This window comes from Pedobacter sp. UYEF25, from assembly GCF_054061655.1.
Genome location: NZ_JBSSEL010000003.1, coordinates 1 through 19784 on the forward strand (window position 1 = coordinate 1; position 19784 = coordinate 19784).

13 protein-coding genes are annotated in these 19784 nt (G+C 38.9%); 3 read left to right on the top strand and 10 right to left on the bottom strand.

Annotated features, from left to right (window positions below):
- The first annotated feature begins 443 nt into the window (after nucleotides 1-443).
- The gene (gene aspS / locus ACVWYG_RS03915) at nucleotides 444-2189 is read left to right on the top strand and encodes an aspartate--tRNA ligase (protein WP_457268833.1); all 1746 of its coding nucleotides are present in this window, start codon (nucleotides 444-446) and stop codon (nucleotides 2187-2189) included.
- Nucleotides 2190-2288: 99 nt separating this feature from the next.
- Here aspS and ACVWYG_RS03920 read toward each other — a convergent pair whose 3' ends face one another.
- The 5 genes from ACVWYG_RS03920 to ACVWYG_RS03940 form a co-directional block, all read right to left on the bottom strand.
- Nucleotides 2289-3068 (bottom strand): glycoside hydrolase family 16 protein, encoded by a 780-nt coding sequence (locus ACVWYG_RS03920; protein WP_457268834.1) that lies wholly within the window; start codon nucleotides 3066-3068, stop codon nucleotides 2289-2291.
- A 120-nt stretch (nucleotides 3069-3188) separates the two neighbouring features.
- Nucleotides 3189-4535, bottom strand: a complete 1347-nt coding sequence (locus ACVWYG_RS03925; protein ID WP_457268836.1) for a glycosyl hydrolase family 18 protein — start codon at nucleotides 4533-4535, stop codon at nucleotides 3189-3191.
- Nucleotides 4536-4558: 23 nt separating this feature from the next.
- Nucleotides 4559-5542, bottom strand: a complete 984-nt coding sequence (locus tag ACVWYG_RS03930; protein WP_457268837.1) for a glycosyl hydrolase family 18 protein — start codon at nucleotides 5540-5542, stop codon at nucleotides 4559-4561.
- A 16-nt stretch (nucleotides 5543-5558) separates the two neighbouring features.
- Nucleotides 5559-7163 (bottom strand): SusD/RagB family nutrient-binding outer membrane lipoprotein, encoded by a 1605-nt coding sequence (locus tag ACVWYG_RS03935; RefSeq protein WP_457268838.1) that lies wholly within the window; start codon nucleotides 7161-7163, stop codon nucleotides 5559-5561.
- 29 nt (nucleotides 7164-7192) lie between these two features.
- Complete coding sequence (locus ACVWYG_RS03940; RefSeq protein WP_457268839.1) at nucleotides 7193-10384, bottom strand: SusC/RagA family TonB-linked outer membrane protein; 3192 nt, start codon at nucleotides 10382-10384, stop codon at nucleotides 7193-7195.
- Between the two features lie 794 nt (nucleotides 10385-11178).
- On the opposite strand from ACVWYG_RS03940, the gene ACVWYG_RS03945 reads away from it, so the two are divergent.
- Nucleotides 11179-12288, top strand: a complete 1110-nt coding sequence (locus ACVWYG_RS03945; RefSeq protein ID WP_457268840.1) for an ROK family protein — start codon at nucleotides 11179-11181, stop codon at nucleotides 12286-12288.
- Here the strand turns inward: ACVWYG_RS03945 and ACVWYG_RS03950 are convergent.
- On the bottom strand, nucleotides 12278-13411 hold the full coding sequence (locus tag ACVWYG_RS03950; protein ID WP_457268841.1) for an acyltransferase family protein: 1134 nt from the start codon (nucleotides 13409-13411) through the stop codon (nucleotides 12278-12280). The two genes, ACVWYG_RS03945 and ACVWYG_RS03950, sit on opposite strands and share 11 nt — an antisense overlap.
- A gap of 385 nt (nucleotides 13412-13796) precedes the next feature.
- Here ACVWYG_RS03950 and ACVWYG_RS03955 point away from each other — a divergent pair, with 385 nt between their 5' ends.
- The gene (locus tag ACVWYG_RS03955) at nucleotides 13797-14006 is read left to right on the top strand and encodes a hypothetical protein (protein WP_457268842.1); all 210 of its coding nucleotides are present in this window, start codon (nucleotides 13797-13799) and stop codon (nucleotides 14004-14006) included.
- A gap of 34 nt (nucleotides 14007-14040) precedes the next feature.
- On the opposite strand, the gene bshA is transcribed toward ACVWYG_RS03955, so the two are convergent.
- From bshA to ACVWYG_RS03975, 4 genes are all read right to left on the bottom strand, one after another.
- The gene (gene bshA / locus ACVWYG_RS03960) at nucleotides 14041-15180 is read right to left on the bottom strand and encodes an N-acetyl-alpha-D-glucosaminyl L-malate synthase BshA (RefSeq protein WP_457268843.1); all 1140 of its coding nucleotides are present in this window, start codon (nucleotides 15178-15180) and stop codon (nucleotides 14041-14043) included.
- 207 nt (nucleotides 15181-15387) lie between these two features.
- Nucleotides 15388-16839, bottom strand: a complete 1452-nt coding sequence (locus ACVWYG_RS03965) for a glycoside hydrolase family 30 protein (RefSeq protein WP_457268844.1) — start codon at nucleotides 16837-16839, stop codon at nucleotides 15388-15390.
- A gap of 30 nt (nucleotides 16840-16869) precedes the next feature.
- On the bottom strand, nucleotides 16870-18342 hold the full coding sequence (locus tag ACVWYG_RS03970; RefSeq protein WP_457268845.1) for a glycoside hydrolase family 30 protein: 1473 nt from the start codon (nucleotides 18340-18342) through the stop codon (nucleotides 16870-16872).
- A gap of 57 nt (nucleotides 18343-18399) precedes the next feature.
- The gene (locus ACVWYG_RS03975) at nucleotides 18400-19779 is read right to left on the bottom strand and encodes a RagB/SusD family nutrient uptake outer membrane protein (protein WP_457268846.1); all 1380 of its coding nucleotides are present in this window, start codon (nucleotides 19777-19779) and stop codon (nucleotides 18400-18402) included.
- Between the last annotated feature and the right edge of the window lie 5 nt (nucleotides 19780-19784).

The following is a 19784-nucleotide window of genomic DNA, read 5'->3' on the forward strand; positions in this document are numbered from 1 at the left end:
AGCCACAAAAAAGGAGCTGCCCTAAACAGGCTGGCACAAAGCCGCCTTGAAAAATAAAGATAGAAATTATTTGGAATTCATCACAGAATCTTTTACGTCCCCAAACCCCAAAGGGGCTTCCATCCCGTAAAAGGATTTCTTTCCCTAACGCGCGTGGCGGAAATGGCACTCAACAAATGCTGATTTCTGACATCCAATTTCCGACTTCCCGTTTGCGTTAGGGATGATAGGGGCTTGGTGCCAATTTTTTATTGGCACGGAGCGAAGCGACCCCCGAACAGCCCGGGCCCTTGCGAAGCTTGGGCAACGCCCAAATAAGCAGCAAAAATTTAAATAAAACAGTCGCTTTATACCTCTTCCTGGAACTTTAGTATTTGAGACTTCTGCCTTTAAAGATAAATAGGTACTTTTGCGCCACTATCTTTTAGACAATTGATAATATTATGTTGAGAACGACAACTTGTGGGGCATTAACCATAAAAAACTTAGGCGAAAGCGTTGTACTTTGTGGTTGGGTGCAAAAATCGAGGGATTTAGGTGGAATGACTTTTATAGACATTCGCGATAGATACGGCATTACCCAACTGGTTTTTAACATGGATGATAACCGCCAATTGTGTGAGCAAGCACGTGGTTTGGGAAGGGAATATGTTATCAAGGCTTCTGGAATTGTAGTTGAGCGCAGCAATAAAAATCCAAAAATGTCTACTGGCGATGTAGAAATAAAAATTACAGCCTTAGAAATTTTAAACCCTGCGAAGTTACCTCCGTTTTTGATAGATGATGAAACAGATGGTGGCGATGAACTCAGGATGAAATATAGGTATTTAGATCTTCGCCGCAATCCTGTGCGCAACAACTTGGTTCTGCGACACAAAATGGCGCAGTCTGTACGTAGATATCTAGACGACCTAGATTTTATAGAGGTTGAAACGCCGGTTCTTATAAAATCTACGCCCGAAGGTGCAAGAGATTTTGTGGTACCTAGTAGAATGAATGAAGGTCAGTTTTATGCATTGCCACAATCTCCGCAAACTTTTAAGCAATTGCTTATGGTTTCTGGCTTCGATAGATACTTCCAAATTGTTAAATGTTTTAGAGATGAAGATCTTCGCGCAGATAGACAGCCAGAGTTTACGCAAATAGACTGTGAAATGAGTTTTATTGAGCAAGAAGATATTCTAAACACCTTCGAAGGTTTAATAAGAACTTTGTTTAAAGAAGTTCGCAATTACGATTTGCCCGAAGTTCCACGGATGCAATATGCAGATGCCATGCGTTTGTACGGCTCTGATAAACCAGATACCAGATTTGACATGCAATTTGTTGAGTTAAATCACCTGGCAAAAGGTAAGGGTTTTCCTGTTTTTGATAATGCAGAACTTGTGGTTGGAATCAATGCAAAAGGTGCGGCGCATTATACACGCAAGCAATTAGATGCACTTACAGATTTTGTAAAACGCCAGCAAATTGGCGCTACAGGTTTAATTTATGCCCGCCACAACGAGGATGGTTCTATAAAATCTTCTGTAGATAAATTTTTCAGCGAAAGCGATCTTAAAGATTGGAGCAACGCTTTTACCAGTGAAAAGGGTGATCTTTTATTGGTTCTTGCGGGCTCGACCGAAAAAGTGCGTAAGCAACTAAGTGAATTACGTTTAGAGATGGGTACGCAAATGGGCTTGCGCGATAAAAATAAATTTTCTGCTTTATGGGTATTAGACTTCCCATTATTGGAGTGGGATGAAGAAACAGAGCGCTACCACGCCATGCATCATCCATTTACATCGCCTAAGCCAGAAGATATAGCCCTACTTGATACAAAACCTGGAGAGGTAAGGGCGAATGCTTATGATATGGTGGTGAATGGAACAGAAATTGGTGGCGGTTCTATCCGTATTCACGATAGAAAGTTGCAGGCATTAATGTTTAAACATTTAGGCTTCACCGATGAAGAAGCTCAAAAGCAATTTGGCTTTTTGATGGATGCTTTTGAATTTGGGGCTCCCCCACACGGCGGTATCGCATTTGGTTTCGATCGCTTAACTTCCATTTTTGCAGGTTTAGATTCTATTAGAGATGTTATTGCTTTTCCAAAAAATAATTCTGGTAGAGATACTATGATAGACAGTCCGAGCACAATTGACGATAAGCAGTTGAAAGAATTGAGTATCAGGGTGCAGTTATAGCAATTCAGCAGTACGCTATTATTTCCGGTTATAAAGGTAAAACCACTGTTCCTTCTCCAACATTGGTCTTAAATGAATGTTTAGGTATGATGAATTGCGCTACAATTTCGTGTATTTAAAATTCTTTACAATTATTTCAACACTTTTACCATCACTAGGAGCGCTGCCTTCAAATAGCCACAAATTGATAAAGACGGACATGTCCAAAGAACTTATCGGCACATCTGCTCCTCCGAAAGTTTTTGAAGCAAACAATCCACTATCATCGTTAGCAAAACCATTTAAACTTTTTAGTGTAACGCTGGTTGCTTCTCGTTTAAACCTGTGTGTCGTTTGAACACTGCTTGTAGAAAAATTTTGAGTAAAACTTACGGGTTTATCAGCCGTTTTACCTGTTTGCGGATAAATGGTATAGTTTAGGTTTGGATAGCTATTGTTGCCCCATCGTGCAATTTCAATATCCATTTCATCAAACCGATCGTTTCCGGAATAATTAAATAAGCCTAACACAATATTCTTATCTAAAGCACTTAAAGCACCTTCAACCTGCCATTGATAAGTTCCGTAGGAGAATTTTTGGATGGTAGAAACTTCGCCACACGCCCATAGTCCCGTGGTTTCATTTTTTTGGATGCGCAGGTGAAGCCAACCTTTTTCATCAACCCAAACGTTTGCACCGCTCCAGTAATTTGGCCCCGGACCTTGACGATCCATCGGTTTTCTAACCCGCCAAGCATAACCAGAAAAATTTAAAGTATCTACCAAACTGCCATATTGCACTGTATTAGCTAAATTGATTTCTTTTTTAGGCGCTGTAATCTTCTTCGAGCAGGAAACGAATAATAGTCCAAAACCAATAAAAAGGAGTGTTTTTTTCACATCGAGCGGAATAAGCGGCTAAAAAAAGAACAAAAATTTATTTGTAACTCTATTAGATTCACAACCATGGTGCCAATAATTCCTCGTTTAAGGAAGTATTTATTTCTTAAATGAAACACGTCATTTTAGTAGGGCACTTGTTTTATCTAACAGCGAATTTACACCTGTAACATCGTAATCTTCTGCCCAAATGTATGCACCCTTAAAACCATTGTCCTTTATATATTGTGCTTTTTTTGTAATCAACGGAATTCCATTATAATAAACACCCTTTGCAATTTTATCGGTAAACTCATTTTGAGGCGCAGAGGCGTCTGCTGCTACAATATCTTTATAGGGCAAATAACCATAAGAACCATAATTTAGGTTATTGCCATTTGCATCTAAAGTGTTGTAAACAATTCCAAAAGCCGGAAGACCAAGCACCAATTTATTTGCAGGGTAGCCCTTGGTATTTTTCCAAAGATTTGCCGCGTCAACCAAATAACTATATGGTGATTGTTGCGCCAGAGGCGATCCTGGAGAAACCGTGCCATTCTCAAAGGCATGTACATTAATCCAATCTGCAGCAGCCAAACTGAGGTATTCCCAATGTAAATAATTCGTAGTAACGGTAACGGTAACCAAAGATCCGGTAGGTAACGCTGCTTTCAATTCGTTTAAAAACGGAGCAACAGATCTTGCCATTTCTGCTGAAACATCGTAAGAGTCATTTCCTAAATCAGTCATCATAATATCTATGCCATCCAATTTTCTAGCAATCACATAAGCTTTTAATAGTGCGATAAGCGATGCTCTTTTAGCTGAGCTGTTTATGGAAAGGCCAAAATCGGTGCTGTTGTAAGAGGACCATCCGTCTATTCCAGACAATCTGCCAGAAACACCTAATAAAACAGGGACACCGTTGATATGTCCTCGAGCGACCAACTCATCTATATTCTGATTAAAATTTGCTTTGGAAAAATCTATCGAAGTTGGCGAAATAACCTTTGCACCATTGATCGCAACATGGGTGACTTTAGACCAATCTATATTTGCTGCAGTTCCATTCTCAGACAAATAAGCCATTACAACACTCGTATATGGTTTTGCAGTGTACGTATTGGGGCTTACCAGAACTTTTGAGATGCGTGTAGAAGAAAGGCCATTGTAAGTCGAAAGAAGTTTTATTTCGTACTCTCCTCCAGCAGTAGGCGTAAATGTAAAAGTAGTATCTGTCGAAACTTCTTTTCCATCCACCGTCCACAAGATTTTAGACTTTTCTTGTGGTTTTGGAGAAAATGTTAGGCCTGTATAAATGGCAGATTGTCCTTGATTGATGATGATAGACGGTGCCCGAAAAACACCTTTCGTATCGAAAATACGAGGGTGAAAATTGTCATCTACCTGCGCCTCTTGACCTTTTTTACAACTATTAAAAGCGCAAATAGTGATTATGGTAAATAAGAAATAGGATAATTTTTTCATGTTGATATTTTATATTAAATAACTTATTTTTTAATTTTATTGATAATTGTCATTAAGGAGTTCTCTCCCTGCGCATCTCCAAGTAATTGCCATATCATAACTCCTCCACCGCGTTTTTCTAATACAAACCTTACTTTTTTTGTGATGGTTGCAACGCCATTATAGTAGATTGTTCCCTGATTGGCCACAACAATGCTATCTGCCTTGTCGGCGTGGGGATATTGAGATAAAATATCTGCATAGGTAAAGCTAGGGGCTATGTTAGCTCCAAATCCGTACCCGTAATATGGCAATCCGAGTACGAGTTTATTTGCTGGAATGCCTCTTTTCTCATTCCAATAATTAAAGTCTTCAACGGCGTCTTCATACGAGGAATGTTGCCCAGGATTGCTTTTATTCCATGGCCCAGTATGGTCATAAGCCATTACATTCACGAAATCAAATAAAGAGAGTGCTTTATCAGAAATGGTTTGGCCATTCCATGTGGCTACCGCAGCGGTCAATAGTTTTTTCTTTGCTTTCAATTTTTTCGACAACTGCGTTACCAATGCCTCATAGTTGTTGTCTATAAAATCGCCCTCTAAATCTACATCAATCCCATCAAAATGATAGTCATCGGCAAAAGCCAACATATTTGCGATCCAAACATCAGCTTTCTCGGCTCGAAGTAGGTTTTTTAGAACCATTGGTGCATTACCCCCGCCAAAAGAAAAAAGCACTTTCACCTTTGCGGCATGCGCTTTTGCTATCATCGCTTCCAAACCAGTTGGCGCAACGATGTTTCCTAAGGAATCTGGATTGAAAAAAGCAATATTTAAGTGGGTAAGTTGTTTGAAATCTATTTTTTTAGATAAAGTATCTAAGTTTCCATGAGAGAGTATGTAACCTACCACACGAAACGGCACCTTATTTCCATTTTTCGGAGTGGTAGGAAAATTTTCAGCATATACATGAAGCGCCAAAACTGATAGAAATGTTATTGCAAACAGCTTAATTATCTTTTTCATGTTGGATTTTTTATAATTATTTATCTACATCCCACCAAACTCTCCCATTCCAGCTGTCTTCGCCACCCATACGCGCGAGGGCAATGTCAAAATTTGCCTTGTTTTGCTCTTTCTCTGTATATGGATATTCGAAACGTCTTGGAATGGTTGTACTTTCACCGGTTTCTGAAACACCTACCGCCGGTTGTAAAGTAGGATAACCGCTCCTTCTCCAATTGGCGTAAGCTTCAGGTCCGTTTAAAAGAAGCGCAACCCACATTTGGTTGTTAATTAGCTCTACTTCTCTTCCTGCGGTTAATTGGTTTGCTAGGATAAACTGATCTATTTCTGTCTGAGGAATGTTAGGTCCACCTGGAAAAACACTTAGCTGTTTACAAGCTGCTTCTAAACCATTGGCATAATGCATGCTTGCGCTTCCCCCAAATGTAGCACCAAATCTAACGGTTGCTTCTGCAAGTAAAAATTCTACCTCTGCATAAGTTTGATGTAAGAAAGGGGCGTTAAATCTCAACAAAAAATTTGCAAGTTGTGCTTTCTCATCATTATTTGTCGCCGTAATGGTTCCTTTTCCAGGAACAGTTATCGTTACCGAGTTTAGATAAGGAGTATCATAAATATAGCTTCCCGGTTTAACACCCACATAGCCTTGTAGAGGCACAATTTGATCGGTGATGTCTGTACGATCTTTTGGCTCGCTGGCTGAATTATCTAAGTAATATTTAACCATATATTTAAGTCTAGGATCGTTTGTACTTCTTAACTGATTTAAGAAAACAGTTGTAAATCGACCCGGAACGGCACCGCCATTAAAAAAAGAGGCAGAAACTGCATTTCCCTTTATATTCCCTTTACCAAGTTCTTCGTAGGGATTGCGAACGTCTTCATGTTGAAGTAAACAGATGTCTGCATTAGAGGTAAAGACGCCAGCATCATAAGCCGCTTGGGCCTCTTTTTTTGCTTTTGCCAGATCGACTTTTACCAACCTTAAGGCCAATCGCAAATGAAGGGAATTGGCGAATTTCTTCCAGGCGCCTATATCTCCATTGTAAAACAAATCTCCTTTAACCACATCTTTTGATGGATTTAATTGAGCGGAGGCTGCCGAAAGCTCTTTGAAGAAATCGTCGTAGACATCTTGCTGCTTATCAAACTTCGCATTAGTACCAAGACCAGCCTCCGAATAGGGCAGGTCGCCGTATAAATCTGTTAACCTATCAAATACATAGACCTTCATTATCCTACAAATTGCATTTAGGTTTGTCTTATTTTCGACACCATTCGTTCTATTCACGGCATCAATTATGTTAACGATGTCATTTGGATAAGAATCACCCCAGAGAACGCCCATTACATCCGGATTGTTAAAATATATACCACCCCAACGGTTGCTGTAAGAACCTGCTATTTGTTGTACCAAGGGCAAGGTCATTAAAAAACTTGTTCTCTCATTCACATTTAGATCTCCAGAAAAGCGAAGCTGTACCGTTGATAATTGAATGGCTGGGTCTATGTTTGCAGATCGAGTAGGATCTATATTGGTGTCGCCAAACTTTTTACACGATCCCAACACTAACGTTAGGCCGAGAAAAATGAGTGTCAGTTTGTTTATGTTTTTTTTCATGATGTTGTCTTTTAAAATAATCATCTCTGCTAAAACCTAAAATTTAAGTTGAAACCATAACTGCGTCTTCCTGGTAAAGAACCATATTCAATTCCTTGTCCATTTCCATTGTTGTAGTTCGAATCGGGATCTACATTAGGGACATCTTTATAAATGATGAAAGGATTTCGAGCTACTAAACCAACTTGTACATCCTTAATTTTCCACTTACTAATTAAAGAAGAAGGTAGGTTGTAGCTTAAAGTAAGTTGACGAATTTTAACGTAAGAGGCGCTGTAAATGAAAGGTACAGCAACCGCGTTAGAAATATTGCCCAGTGTTGCCCAATAGCTCGAAGGTTCTATTGCTTGTGTGTTTTGTTTGTAGACTGGATTTCCACCTGCATCTGTTCCAGTTTGAACAACTCCGCTCGGTACCAAACCTCTTACTTTTCCTTCTGCGGTCCATTGTTCTAACGTTTCGCCGGCCGCCTGTCTATCTTCTTCAGAAGCAATCCACTCGGCTCTTCCAGGGAGCGTAGATTTTAGTGCACCGCCAGCGGCTGCAAAATAATTGGTTAGCGACAGTAAATCCGCGCCCCATTTTACATCTAATACTGCACCAAAACTAAAGTTTTTATAACTCATGGTACTGCTTAAGCCACCGGTCCAATCAAAAACACCTTTTCCTAAAACCTCTCTATTGTCACTTAACAACGGTTGTAAAGTTGTTGCATCCAAGATGATGTTTCCACTAGGGTCTTTCTGATAGTTATATCCTAATATTGCGCCATAAGATTGGCCCGGCATCGCCACTACAGAAACTCCTGCCCATCTCGCATCAGATAAGCTTATAAAAGGTGTTCCTTCTGCCAATGATTCTACGGTATTCTTGTTTCTTGCAAATGAGATATTTAATTCCCAATTAAAACCTTTAGAAACAATTGGCGTTCCGCTCAATGCAACTTCTAAACCCCTGTTGCTGATGGTGCCAGCGTTTATAATTTTAGAATTAAAGCCCGATGAAGGTGCTGCTGGTACGATATTTAATTGGTCTCTGGATTTTGCATTGTAATAACTTACATCTAGTCCCAGTCTATTGTTTAAAAATTTAAGCTCTGTACCAAACTCATAATTAAATGTGGTGGTTGGCTTTAAATCACTGCTAAATTTTACGTCTGTTGATAATCCACCGGTAGGCAAACCATTAAAAGGCAATGAATTGCTCCTATAATATTGACTTGTTAAGTATGGATCGGTATCTGATGCGACCTGTGCAACGGATGCCCGAAGCTTACCAAAACTAAGGTATTTTTTGTCAATTTTAAAAGCGTCACTAAAAACAAAACTGCTGCTTAGTGATGGGAACACTTTACTATTGCTGTTTATTGGAAGTGTAGAAAATGCATCTTGTCTAAGCGTTGCATCGACGTACAAAACACTTTTATAAGCAAATGTAGCTAGCGCGTAAACGGAGTTAAAACTTCTTTTACTAGCCACAGGAGAAACAGATTGTATGGTATAACTGGTTGGGATGGCAACATCGGTAATGGCCTGATCGGTAAACTGATTACTTGTTCCGTCCCTTCTATTTCTGGTAATACTTGCGCCCAAGCGTAAGGAAAGATTGATGGACGGACTTATTTGGCGCTTTGCCGTCAAAAGCCCATCAGCTTCTATGGTGCTGTATTTAACGTTATTTTGATTTAGGGTACCGGTGAGTGCTCCGGGTGTTGTACGCGGACTAAAGTCTCTAAAATCTACTTGCGTTTGGTCTGATGAACCTCTTGCCTGGAAACTTAGCCAACTTAAAATATCGTAATTAAGCTGCAACGATGCAAGCAACCTATTCTTAGTGCTGGTGTTGCTCATTTCATTAATTACCCAATACGGATTTAAGCGATATTGATTTCCATTGTTCCAGTCTAAATAACTTCCATCAGCGTTTTTGTATTCCGTTGCAAACCGTGCTTGATCTACCGTATTCGCCAACGAGAGAAAGCTATTTCCAATATTTGCCGGAGAATCTGCAAGCGATGGTCTGTTTTTTACGTCTTCATTAAGATAAAAAGCTCTTGCAGTTAAACTTACTTTAGAGCCAAATTTAGAACTCCCATTTAAGGTAAAAGAGTTTCTATTTATGCCGCTTTCTGGAATGATGTCGTTATTGCTTAGGTTAGAGTACGAAAAACGAAAACTAGAGTTATCATTGGCATTAGAAAAAGAAAGTGTATTTGTAAATGTAGAACCATCTCTAAAAAAACCATCTATGTTATTTGGAACATAAGCATATGGTCTTTTTTGACCAGTACCTGTAATCACAGATAAATTTGGATCTATGCGTGCGCCAAAACTTGTGTTAAGTGTGCCATAATCTTGTTCCATCACATTATTTATCAGTTCTTTAGTGCCTTGGCCATATAAAGATTGATAATTGTCATAGCTGGTGAGTTGTGTTTCGATGGTTGACGTACTGTTAAACTCTATCCCCAAATCTTGCTTGCTACTTCCTTTTTTAGTGGTGATAAGTATCACACCGTTCCCTGCCCTAGATCCATATAACGCAGATGCGGAAGCGCCTTTCAAAACGCTAATTGTGGCTATGTCATCCGGATTAATTGCTGAAATAGCATCTCCCAAATCTACGCCCTCAGCATACTGGTCAGACCCTGCTCCGCCATAATTTGAATTGTCTATCGGAATGCCATCTACCACATATAATGGTTGGTTGTTGCCGGTTAGCGTTGTACTTCCTCTAATTATTACTTTAGATGCACCTGCCGGCCCACCAGCAGTTCCACTGATAATTAATCCCGGCACTTTGCCTGCCAAAGAATTTATAACATTGGTTTCTCTCGCCTTATTTAAGGTAGATCCATCTACTTCCGAAACCGCGTAGCCTAAAGATCTTTCCTCTCTGCTTATTCCAAGTGCAGTGACAACGGTAGTGTTTAGATTTGTAGAACTTTCGTTTAAAATAACAATTATGTTATTGGCGCCTGCAATGATGCCTTTTCTTTCAAAACCAATAGATCTAAATATAATGCTGTCACCCTGATCTGCCTGTATTTCGAATTTTCCAATTTTATTGGAAATAGCTGTAATGTTTTTATTTTTATTTGAAATGGTGACGCCAGGAAGAGTCACTCCTTTATCGTCCTTAATGGTGCCACGTAAGACAAAAGAATGCAACGTGGCATTTCTAAACTTTAGTGGGAGTTTTAGCAGTCGCCGAGCCGACAAAGCCCAATATTAAAAGAAATCCGAGAATGGATTTTGCCGTCAAGCCGTAGAAACAGTAATAGTTTAGGTTTTTTTTCATATTGTTAGGTTTGTTGTTGGTACTACAATTTCAGTATCTACACAAGGCACCTAATGTGAGGTGTTTGTATAAAAGTGGTTCTACTGGAGTTAAAGCTCAAAAAATGTTGAAAATAACATAGCCAAGCGTTGACATTTGTTGCTGAAATAAAATCTAATGGTATCGGAAAATTAATAAAATTTCAAAAAATGGTATCAGAGCAAAAATTCTATTGCAAAAGTAACTGGTTGTTTAAAGTTGTTGGTTTGTGGAAGATTTATCTAATGCGTTAGTTTGCGCGTATTTCGAGAAATTACCACTTAAGTTATTTGATAAATCAAACTTAATAAAAAGTTTTTAATACTTTTGTATGAATGTTAAAAAGTATGATGTTTTTTTTAATGTTGGCTTGGTTCGATAAGTCGCTCGTTTTTTGCAGGTAAGATGGACCCTTGCTCCTAAATACGAGGTGCAGAGTGTCGATCATATCATTTACTTCGATAGACTTGTTTAGCTTGTCATTACCTTTACACAAATCCGCAAAGATTGGCTTACATTTAACCCCGCCTAAAGATATTAATCCAACAGATAAATAATAATACATAAAATAGTTCATCTAAAAGCCTCATGAAACCAAATGTTTGATCCTAACGAAAGAAACTCGAAACTTTATTTTGAGGTGATAAGGCATCTTTATTATGGTAAATTCTTGTCTTGCGCAGAATTAAGTGTGCAAATGAATAAAAGCATCCCACTTGTTACAAGGTTGTTAAGTCAGCTTTTAGAAAGGGGATTTTTGGTAGAGAAGGGTTATGCACCATCTAGTGGCGGGAGAAAGCCGTTGCTTTATGGCATTGCGCCTGATCAATTATACATTGTCGCTGTGGCGATGGATCAATTATCTACACGGATTGTAATTGTAGATATTTTAAATAACTATTTAACAGAAGTAGAAACTATAGATTTAAAACTTCGCAATAATCCAAAATCACTTGAAGAATTAATTAATGCCATTTCAAATCATATCCTTAACTCGGGAATAACTAAGCACGCGATTCTTGGTGTAGGAATTGGAATGCCCGGATTTGTTAACACAGATAAAGGACTTAATTATACCTATGTCGAGTCTGGCTCGGAAAATATAACTACTCGCGTTAGCAAAGCTTTAGATTTACCTGTTTTCATAGATAATGATTCTAGCCTAGTGGCTTTTGCCGAGCTTAAATTTGGCGCTGCGAGGCAAATTAAAGATGTGATGGTGATTAATTTAAGTTGGGGAATTGGACTTGGGATGATCATCAACGGGCAGTTATTTCGCGGGCATAATGGGTTTGCTGGAGAATTTAGCCACATTCCAATTTCTGAGGAAGGTGTGTTGTGTTCTTGTGGTAAGCAAGGCTGCTTAGAGGCGCAAGCCTCTTTGTTAGCGGTAGCAGAAAAAGCAATAGAAGGGATAAAAAACGGAAGAAAGACGCGGCTAATTCACAACGAAAATGAACCAAAAGCTGCGGTTGGAGACGCCTTGATGGTGGTGGCAAATGAGGGAGATCAATTTGCGATAGAGCTTTTATCTGAAGCAGCCTACGAAATCGGGCGAGGTCTGTCTATTTTGATTCACATCATCAATCCGAAGGCAATTGTTTTAAGTGGTAGAGGTGCCAAAGTGGGAAAATTAATGCTTGCTCCAATTCAGCAAGCACTAAATAAATACTGTATTCCAAGACTAGCCGAGGATACTGAGATTTATATTTCTGAGCTAGGCCTTGATGCAGAATTGATCGGGGCGGCCATTCTGGTTATGGAAAAGTCATCAGAAATCGAAGAAACAGCTGCTGCTATACTTTAACATAAATCTTTTTCTTATCCAGGTAGTAGCCAATTGGCCAAATAAATAACATGTATGCAAGTGCAAACATTAGAGATGCATTTTTTCCAGATGCAATATTTAAAAAGATCGACTTGTAGATGATGGAACCTAATGGCACATCGTCAATTCTAATTAAGTAAATCAGTGTGATTATAATCCAAGAAATAACGTAAAGAAATAATGGATTTCTGCCAAATACTGCAAAAAAGTAGGTCCATTTTTTAAAACCGAGCACTTCTATAATGTACATCAAAATGGCCAGTAGGAAAAGATCTACACCGATTGAGCAGAGCACATAAGAACTTGTCCAAATTGGTTTATTTATTGGAAATACCATATTCCATAACAGCGCGACAATTATAATTGCTGTTCCAAACACGACTAGTTTTTTTATAGTGGGCAAGTTATTTCCGCTGTTTTGAATAAATTTCCCCACGAAGAAACCTGCTATAACATTCACCATCGCAGGAAAAGTACTTAATAGTCCTTCCGGATCAAACGGAATTCCATAGCCATGATAGGTATTTTTTAAACCAAGATATAAGGCGTCTAACTTTGCTGATGCATTGTTTTCTAAACTAAATGGCAAAGGATGGGTTCCAAAATGATACATTACTAACCAATATGCAAGCAGGACAAAAAGGGATATAAATAGAACTACGCGTGGCTTGAAGTAATGGATTAAAAGACTCGCCAGACCATAGCAAATTGCAATCCGTTGTAAAACTCCCCAAATTCTTATATCAGTCAGATCTCTAAAAACGAGCTGATGGTCAACCCAAATAACATAAGGAAAGCCGTTGAGGAACAAACCGATAAAAAAGATTAAGAAGGTACGTCTAAATACTTTTGAAAGAAAGTTTGAAGAATTTGACGTCTCATATTTTTTCATGCTAAAACTTAGGGCGTTGCCAACCACAAACAAAAACGTAGGGAAAACCAGGTCTGTTAGGGTAAAACCGTCCCACGCAGAATGTTCAAAAGGTGCGTAAATAGCTTTCCAATCTCCAGGATTGATTACCACAATCATCAACGTAATTGTCAAACCTCTTAACACATCCAAGGAAAGGTATCTCTGCTTTTTCTCCTGCAAATTTTCCATTTTAATTATTTAGTTAATGCAACTTAGTAATTTTTTTAATATCTATTGACTTCTTTAATTGTTAGAGCATAAAATTTTTTCAATTTCTTAAAGAAATCGATTGCTACAATTTGTATGGTGTCCACTAGATTTAATTTAGGGGAAATTGTTTTTTTCGAAGATTTGATCTTAAAACCCGATGCTGAATGTGAGCAAATTAACAGTTGCATTAACGGCAATTTGTGGGATAGTCTAGTGGTCATTTAAGAACTACCGATGGAACAGATGAAATTTGGGTTTTTAGAAGGTTATAGAAAATAGCAGATGTTGGAGAAGGCATTTGGCAGAAATCCCAATCAAAAGTCGATAAAACCTTTGTTTTAAACATTGGGTCCATCCACATGCGATGCAAAGAAAAAACTTTCGAAGTTTTAAAATTATCAACAGTGCAACGCTACCATATTGCAAAGAATTGTCTGCTTTTACGAAGTCTCATAAAAACAGTGCACATTGGAGCCGCCTGGTAATGGAAGTTAGGGATTTAGAAAATATTTATTTAGGAAGTAACTATAAAATATCGTCCGCAGAAATACAGTACTTTCATTCTGTTGCCTAGAAAATCTTGATTGTTACCGCATCCGTGAGGTAAATTAGGTGATGGGCTTACAACCTTTTATCACCTCTTTATAGAAATCGATGTAAAGAGGTAATATTTTCTTAAGATCAAAATCTTTTGCACGCATAAATGCGTTTTCTTTGAACTGATTTAGTGTGTCATCATCTTTCAAAATTTCTATTGCGTGTGCAGCCATTCCCTCTATGTCGCCGACATTATCCATATAGCCACAAAAACCATCTACATTAAGCTCGGGTAAACCGCCTGCATTTGATGATAAAACTGGGACTTTGCAGGCCATGGCTTCTAAGGCTGCTAATCCAAAACTTTCAGATTCTGAGGGAATTAGAAACAGATCGCTTACAGACAAAATTTCTTCAACCGCATCTTGCTTGCCCAAGAAACGTACATTTTCGCAAATCTTCAACTCCCTGCACAACTGTTCATCGTAAGCGCGTTCTGGTCCGTCGCCGACCATCAATAATTTAGACGGAATTATGGCTTGCACTTTTTCAAATACTCGAATGACGTCTTTTGTGCGTTTAACTTTTCTGAAATTACTCGTGTGTATTAAGATACGCTCGTTATTTGGCGCTATTGCTTTTTTAAAATGATCTTTTGCCTGTAGACTGAACCGAGTTAAATCTATAAAATTTGGAATGACTCTTATGTCTTTGGTAATTTTGAAATGTTTAAGCGTATCTTTCTTCAGATCGGCGGAAACGGTCGTTACACCATCACTTTGATTGATTGAAAATGTTACTACGGGCTTGTATGTGGGATCTTTGCCGACCAAAGTAATGTCTGTGCCGTGTAACGTGGTAACTACTGGAATGTTTATCCCATAAGTAGCCAAAATTTGCTTCGCCATAAATGCCGCGGATGCGTGGGGAATGGCGTAATGAACGTGCAACACATCCAATTGTTCAAAACGTACCACATCTACCATCTTACTGGCCAAAGCAGACTCATATGGCGCGTAATCAAATAATGGATAATTACGTACCGAAACTTCGTGATAAAATAAATTTGCGGAGAAAAAGTCTAGCCGCGCCGGTTGGCTATAGGTTATAAAATGAACTTGGTGCCCTTCACTTGCTAGCGCTTTACCTAATTCGGTGGCCACAACGCCACTGCCGCCAAAAGTTGGGTAACAAACTATTCCTATTTTCATGTGCTCGATATAGAATTTATGCTGACAAATGTAGCCCAATTATGTTAGAAAGTAACGTAAGCAAAATGCAATAAAATGCCCGAATAGCGCCGTGCACCTTCGGGCATTTTGGAAAAATTGTAGCTAAAAGAATATAACTAATTTTTTGAACGATTATGCACGCAAATTGATGCTTTCTATGCAACTGCCCAAATAAGTATAGAATAGTTAGTTCTTTGCGATAAAGGTAGAAATGGAATGCGCCAAGCTTTTTGCATTGGCAGCTTTTCCATTCAACATCAGTTTAAACGGAAGCTCGTCATTAGAGGTATTTAGTACAACCACTACAATGTCTCCATTCGGATTTTTGAAAGATGTAACTTCTAATTTGTCTCTATTGGTTGATGAATTTATCCGCTTTGCACCAGTTTTGATAAATTTAGAAAACTGTCCAATGTAGTAGTACGCATTGGTAATCATTAACTTACCGGAATTAGTATCTGCGTGGATGGGCGCAAAACAGAAGTTGCCTACGTGGTTTGGGCCGCCAGTTTGATCTAATAAAATATTCCAATCTACCCAAGCTTCGGTGCCATCGTTAAAATCATTTACCATAGAATGGCCGTATTTTTCGCCAAGTTTCCAGTTGTAAATACTGTCTAAATTGAACTTTTCTTGACAACCTTCTGTAAAGATTAAATGTTTATCGGGAAATGCCTCTTTCACTTTTCTAACATTATCGAACTGCATTTTACTCCCTGTCCAGGTTTCGTACCAATGGTAGCCGATTCCCCAAACATATTTAGCAGCTTCGGGATCGTTTAAAATGGTACTTGCGCGCTGATAAATTAAATCTCTGTTATGATCCCAAGCAATGAGTTTTTTATCACCCAAGTTATTTTTCTTTAACGTTGGACCTAAATAGTTTTTGATAAAATCTCTTTCTTCATCTGCGGTGTAAAGGCAAGATTCCCAAGTCTGCGTGGCCATCGGTTCATTTTGAACAGAAAGCGCCCAGATTGGCATGTTTTTGTCTTGATAGGCTTTGATGAATTTAACGTAATAATCTGCCCAAGTTTGATTGTATTCTGGTAAAAGCTTACCGCCTTTGAGCATGCTTTTATTTGTTTTCATCCATTCTGGAGGGCTCCAGGGCGTTACCAATAACTTTAGGTTATTCTTGCTTGTTTCCATTGCCTTTTTAATAAGCGGAATTTTAAACTTTTCGTCGTGTGCAACGCTAAAGGTGCTTAAGGATTTGTCTTTATTGCTTACATAAACGTAACTAGCGGTAGAAAAATCGCAACTGTTAATATTGGTTCTGCCAATGGTGTAGCCAATTCCCTTGTCGGGATCAAAGTAATCGGTCAATAATTCTTGCTGCTGAGCCACTGGTAATTTTGCAAAAGTTTCTGCAGCAGCGTCGGTAAGTGCGCCGCCAACACCTTCAAAGGTTTGGAATTCATGCTGAGGGTCGACGTAGACAAAAACTTGCGTTTCTAAAGGTTGCGCACTTGGGCCAAATTTTAAATCGGCTGTTTTAGTGAGGCGTAGATTGGTATTTTGAGCGGTAGTAAAAACTTCTATTACGCTTTTAGGCTTGCTCGTTTCTTGATTTTTGTTGTTGCTGCAGCCTGCGAATGCTAGTGCAAAAATGACTACAAAGATTTCTTTTTTCAATATCGTAGATTTAAGTTGATTTACAAAAAATTACCAAATATAGGTAGCAACGCTGCCAGGTTTTAAGGTGCTTTGAAGCGCTTTATTTCCAAATAACACATTAAATTGTTGGTCTGCGGCACCACTATTTGTTACGATTAACACTTTTTTTCCATCCGTATTTTTGAAAGCCACACTCGCAAGATTTCCGTTAGAAGTAGATGCTATGCGCGATGCGCCTGGCCTAACAAACTTAGAGGCTTGTGCGATGATGTAATAGGATACATTTTTTACAACCGAAGAAGAAGAGCCAATCGTTAAAGCGCCCAAACAAGTAGTACAACCGCCCGGCGTATGTGGGCCTAAACTAGGATCTGAAGCCAAGTTCCACTCCAATACGTTTCTGCTCCAATTGCGCGGAGCGCCAATAATTAAATTGACGGTATGCCAACTTAAATCTCCAGCAAAGGAGCCAGAAATAGGGGTATATTGCTCGGTAAAATATAAATTTTTATCAGGGTAGGCGTTATGTACTTGAGAAAGCGCATTTATGTTTCCTGCGTATAGGTGAAACGCAGAACCGTCTACGTATTTGCTTGCATCCGGATCGGCCAAAATGGTTAACGGGTATTGTGGGACATCTGCATTATGATCGTACACAATAATTTTTGTAGATATACCCTCTGACTTAAATGTCGGGCCTAGGTTGTTTTTAATGAAACTCGCCGCATCTAAAGCCGTCATCACCATACTTGGATTATTGTCCGGATTTAATGGTTCGTTTTGTGGCGTAATGGCATCAATGTTAATTCCTGCCGCTTTCATTGCTTTAATGTACTTTACAAAATAGCTCGCGTAAGCAGCAAAGTATTCCTGTTTTAATGACCCGCCTTTAGAACTTGCGTTTGTTTTCATCCAAGATGGAGCGGACCAAGGGGTAGCCATAATCTTTAGAGTGGGGTTTATGGCTAAAATTTTCTTTAAAATCGGGATTAAATTTTTCTGATCTGGAGAAATGCTGAAAGAATTTAGATTTACGTCTGTTTGTCCGTTGGCAAGATCATCATAGGTAAAAACATTCGCATCTAAATCAGAAGAACCCATACTAATTCTTAAATAGCTCACACCGATACTGTTGTTTTCGGTAGAAAACAAATCTTTCAAGGTGTTTTCTTGAGTTTGAGCATCTAGACTATTCAGTAAAAAAGCACTCCCACCTGTAAGACTATAACCAAATCCATCTATGGATTGATATTGTTGGGTAGAATCTACCACTATACTCGGGAAACTTTTGTTTTCGGTTTTGTCGAAATTTAATGCAATATTCTGCTTACTAAATAGATTACTTTTATCTCCATCTGTAAGCCACATTTGAACGGAAGAAGTGGTTGTTGCGGGAGGTGCAACGATCGGCGGAGTAGCATCTGGACTGCCCGGACTGCTTTTGCCACAGCTGCAGCTACACATCACACTAAATATAAGAATACTGCAAAGCTTGAAGTAGCGGTAGGTCAACATTTTCATTTTCTCGATTATTTTGAAACGGCAAGCAGTGTACATTCTGCTTGCCAATAAATTTTGTTAATAGCCTGGGTTTTGTTTGAGATTCGGATTTTTGTCGATCTGATCTTGAGGAATAGGAAAGAGCAACTTGTTCTGCGTAATTGGGTATTTACCCTGTAAAGTGCTTATGGCTTTATCTGTTCTTAACAAATCAAACCATCTATGGCCCTCAAAAGCAAGTTCCACGCGTCTTTCTTTGGCAATAGCAATTCTCATCGCATCTTGAGAAGGGAGATCACCTATTGTTTTGGAAGGCAAACCGGCTCTGGTTCTCACTTGATTTAGCAAAGTTAGGGCTTCTGTATTTGGATAGCTGATCTCGTTTAAGGCTTCGGCGCGCATTAAAAGCACATCTGCGTACCTTAACACCGGAACATTTGCTGGCGCTGCAAAACCTGCAGCATTTCTATACTTATAAACATGAGGAAAATTTTTGCCGTAATATTGATCTGCAAAGATAATGGACGCTGCTTTTCTTGTATCATTTGGTTCATAAGCTGCAATCATATCCTCAGTTGGAGTGCTAAATTTTAAAAATTCATAGGTAGCCAATGGAAATGGTAAAAATAAATCGGGCATGGTATTGCCTTCTGTTCCGCCGGTAAACTGCACCTCAAACAAAGATTCGGTGGTGTTTTTACCCGACCAAAGGCCATCGTAATTGGCAATTAAGCTGTACTTGTTTAAATCAATTACTTCTTTAGAAAGATCTGCGGCCTGTTGCCAGTTTTTATTTGTGAGGTTTACTTTGGCTAAAATTCCTTCCGCAGCGCCCTTCGTTGTTCTACCAACATTGTTGTCTCTAGGCAAGTCTTTAATGGCTTCGGTAAGGTCTTGTGTTATTTGCGCATAAATGGCCGGAATGGTACTGTTGCCCGCATTTATATTTTCAGGGCTTGTGTCTTTTATCTGCTTAATAACCAATGGAACTGGACCAAAAATTCTAACCAAATTAAAGTAATGTAGGCCTCTCAAAAACTTTGCTTCTGCTAAAATTTCGTTTTTTCTATTGCCCTGAAATAGTGATCCATTCATCACCGTTACGTTATCTATTACGTCATTACAACGGCCAATTGCCTGATAGATTTGATTCCAATCTCTAGATATGTTGGGATTATTTGCGTCTGTATTGAACATATCTTGTTGAATGTTCGCTGGATTATCACCACCTGCATAAGCATTGTCAGAAACAACATCTCCATAGGTTTCTATGTCAAAACCGTAGTATGAATCTGGCTGTAATGCATCATAGCAACCAATCAGGCCAGATTCGGCATCAGAAGAAACTTGATAGAAATTTGCCCCCGTAATCTCCGATTGCGGTTTTTGATCTAGAAATTTTTTACATCCTGTTAGCATGAATGCTGATGCGAGGACTATTATTAAATATTTTTTCATGTTAA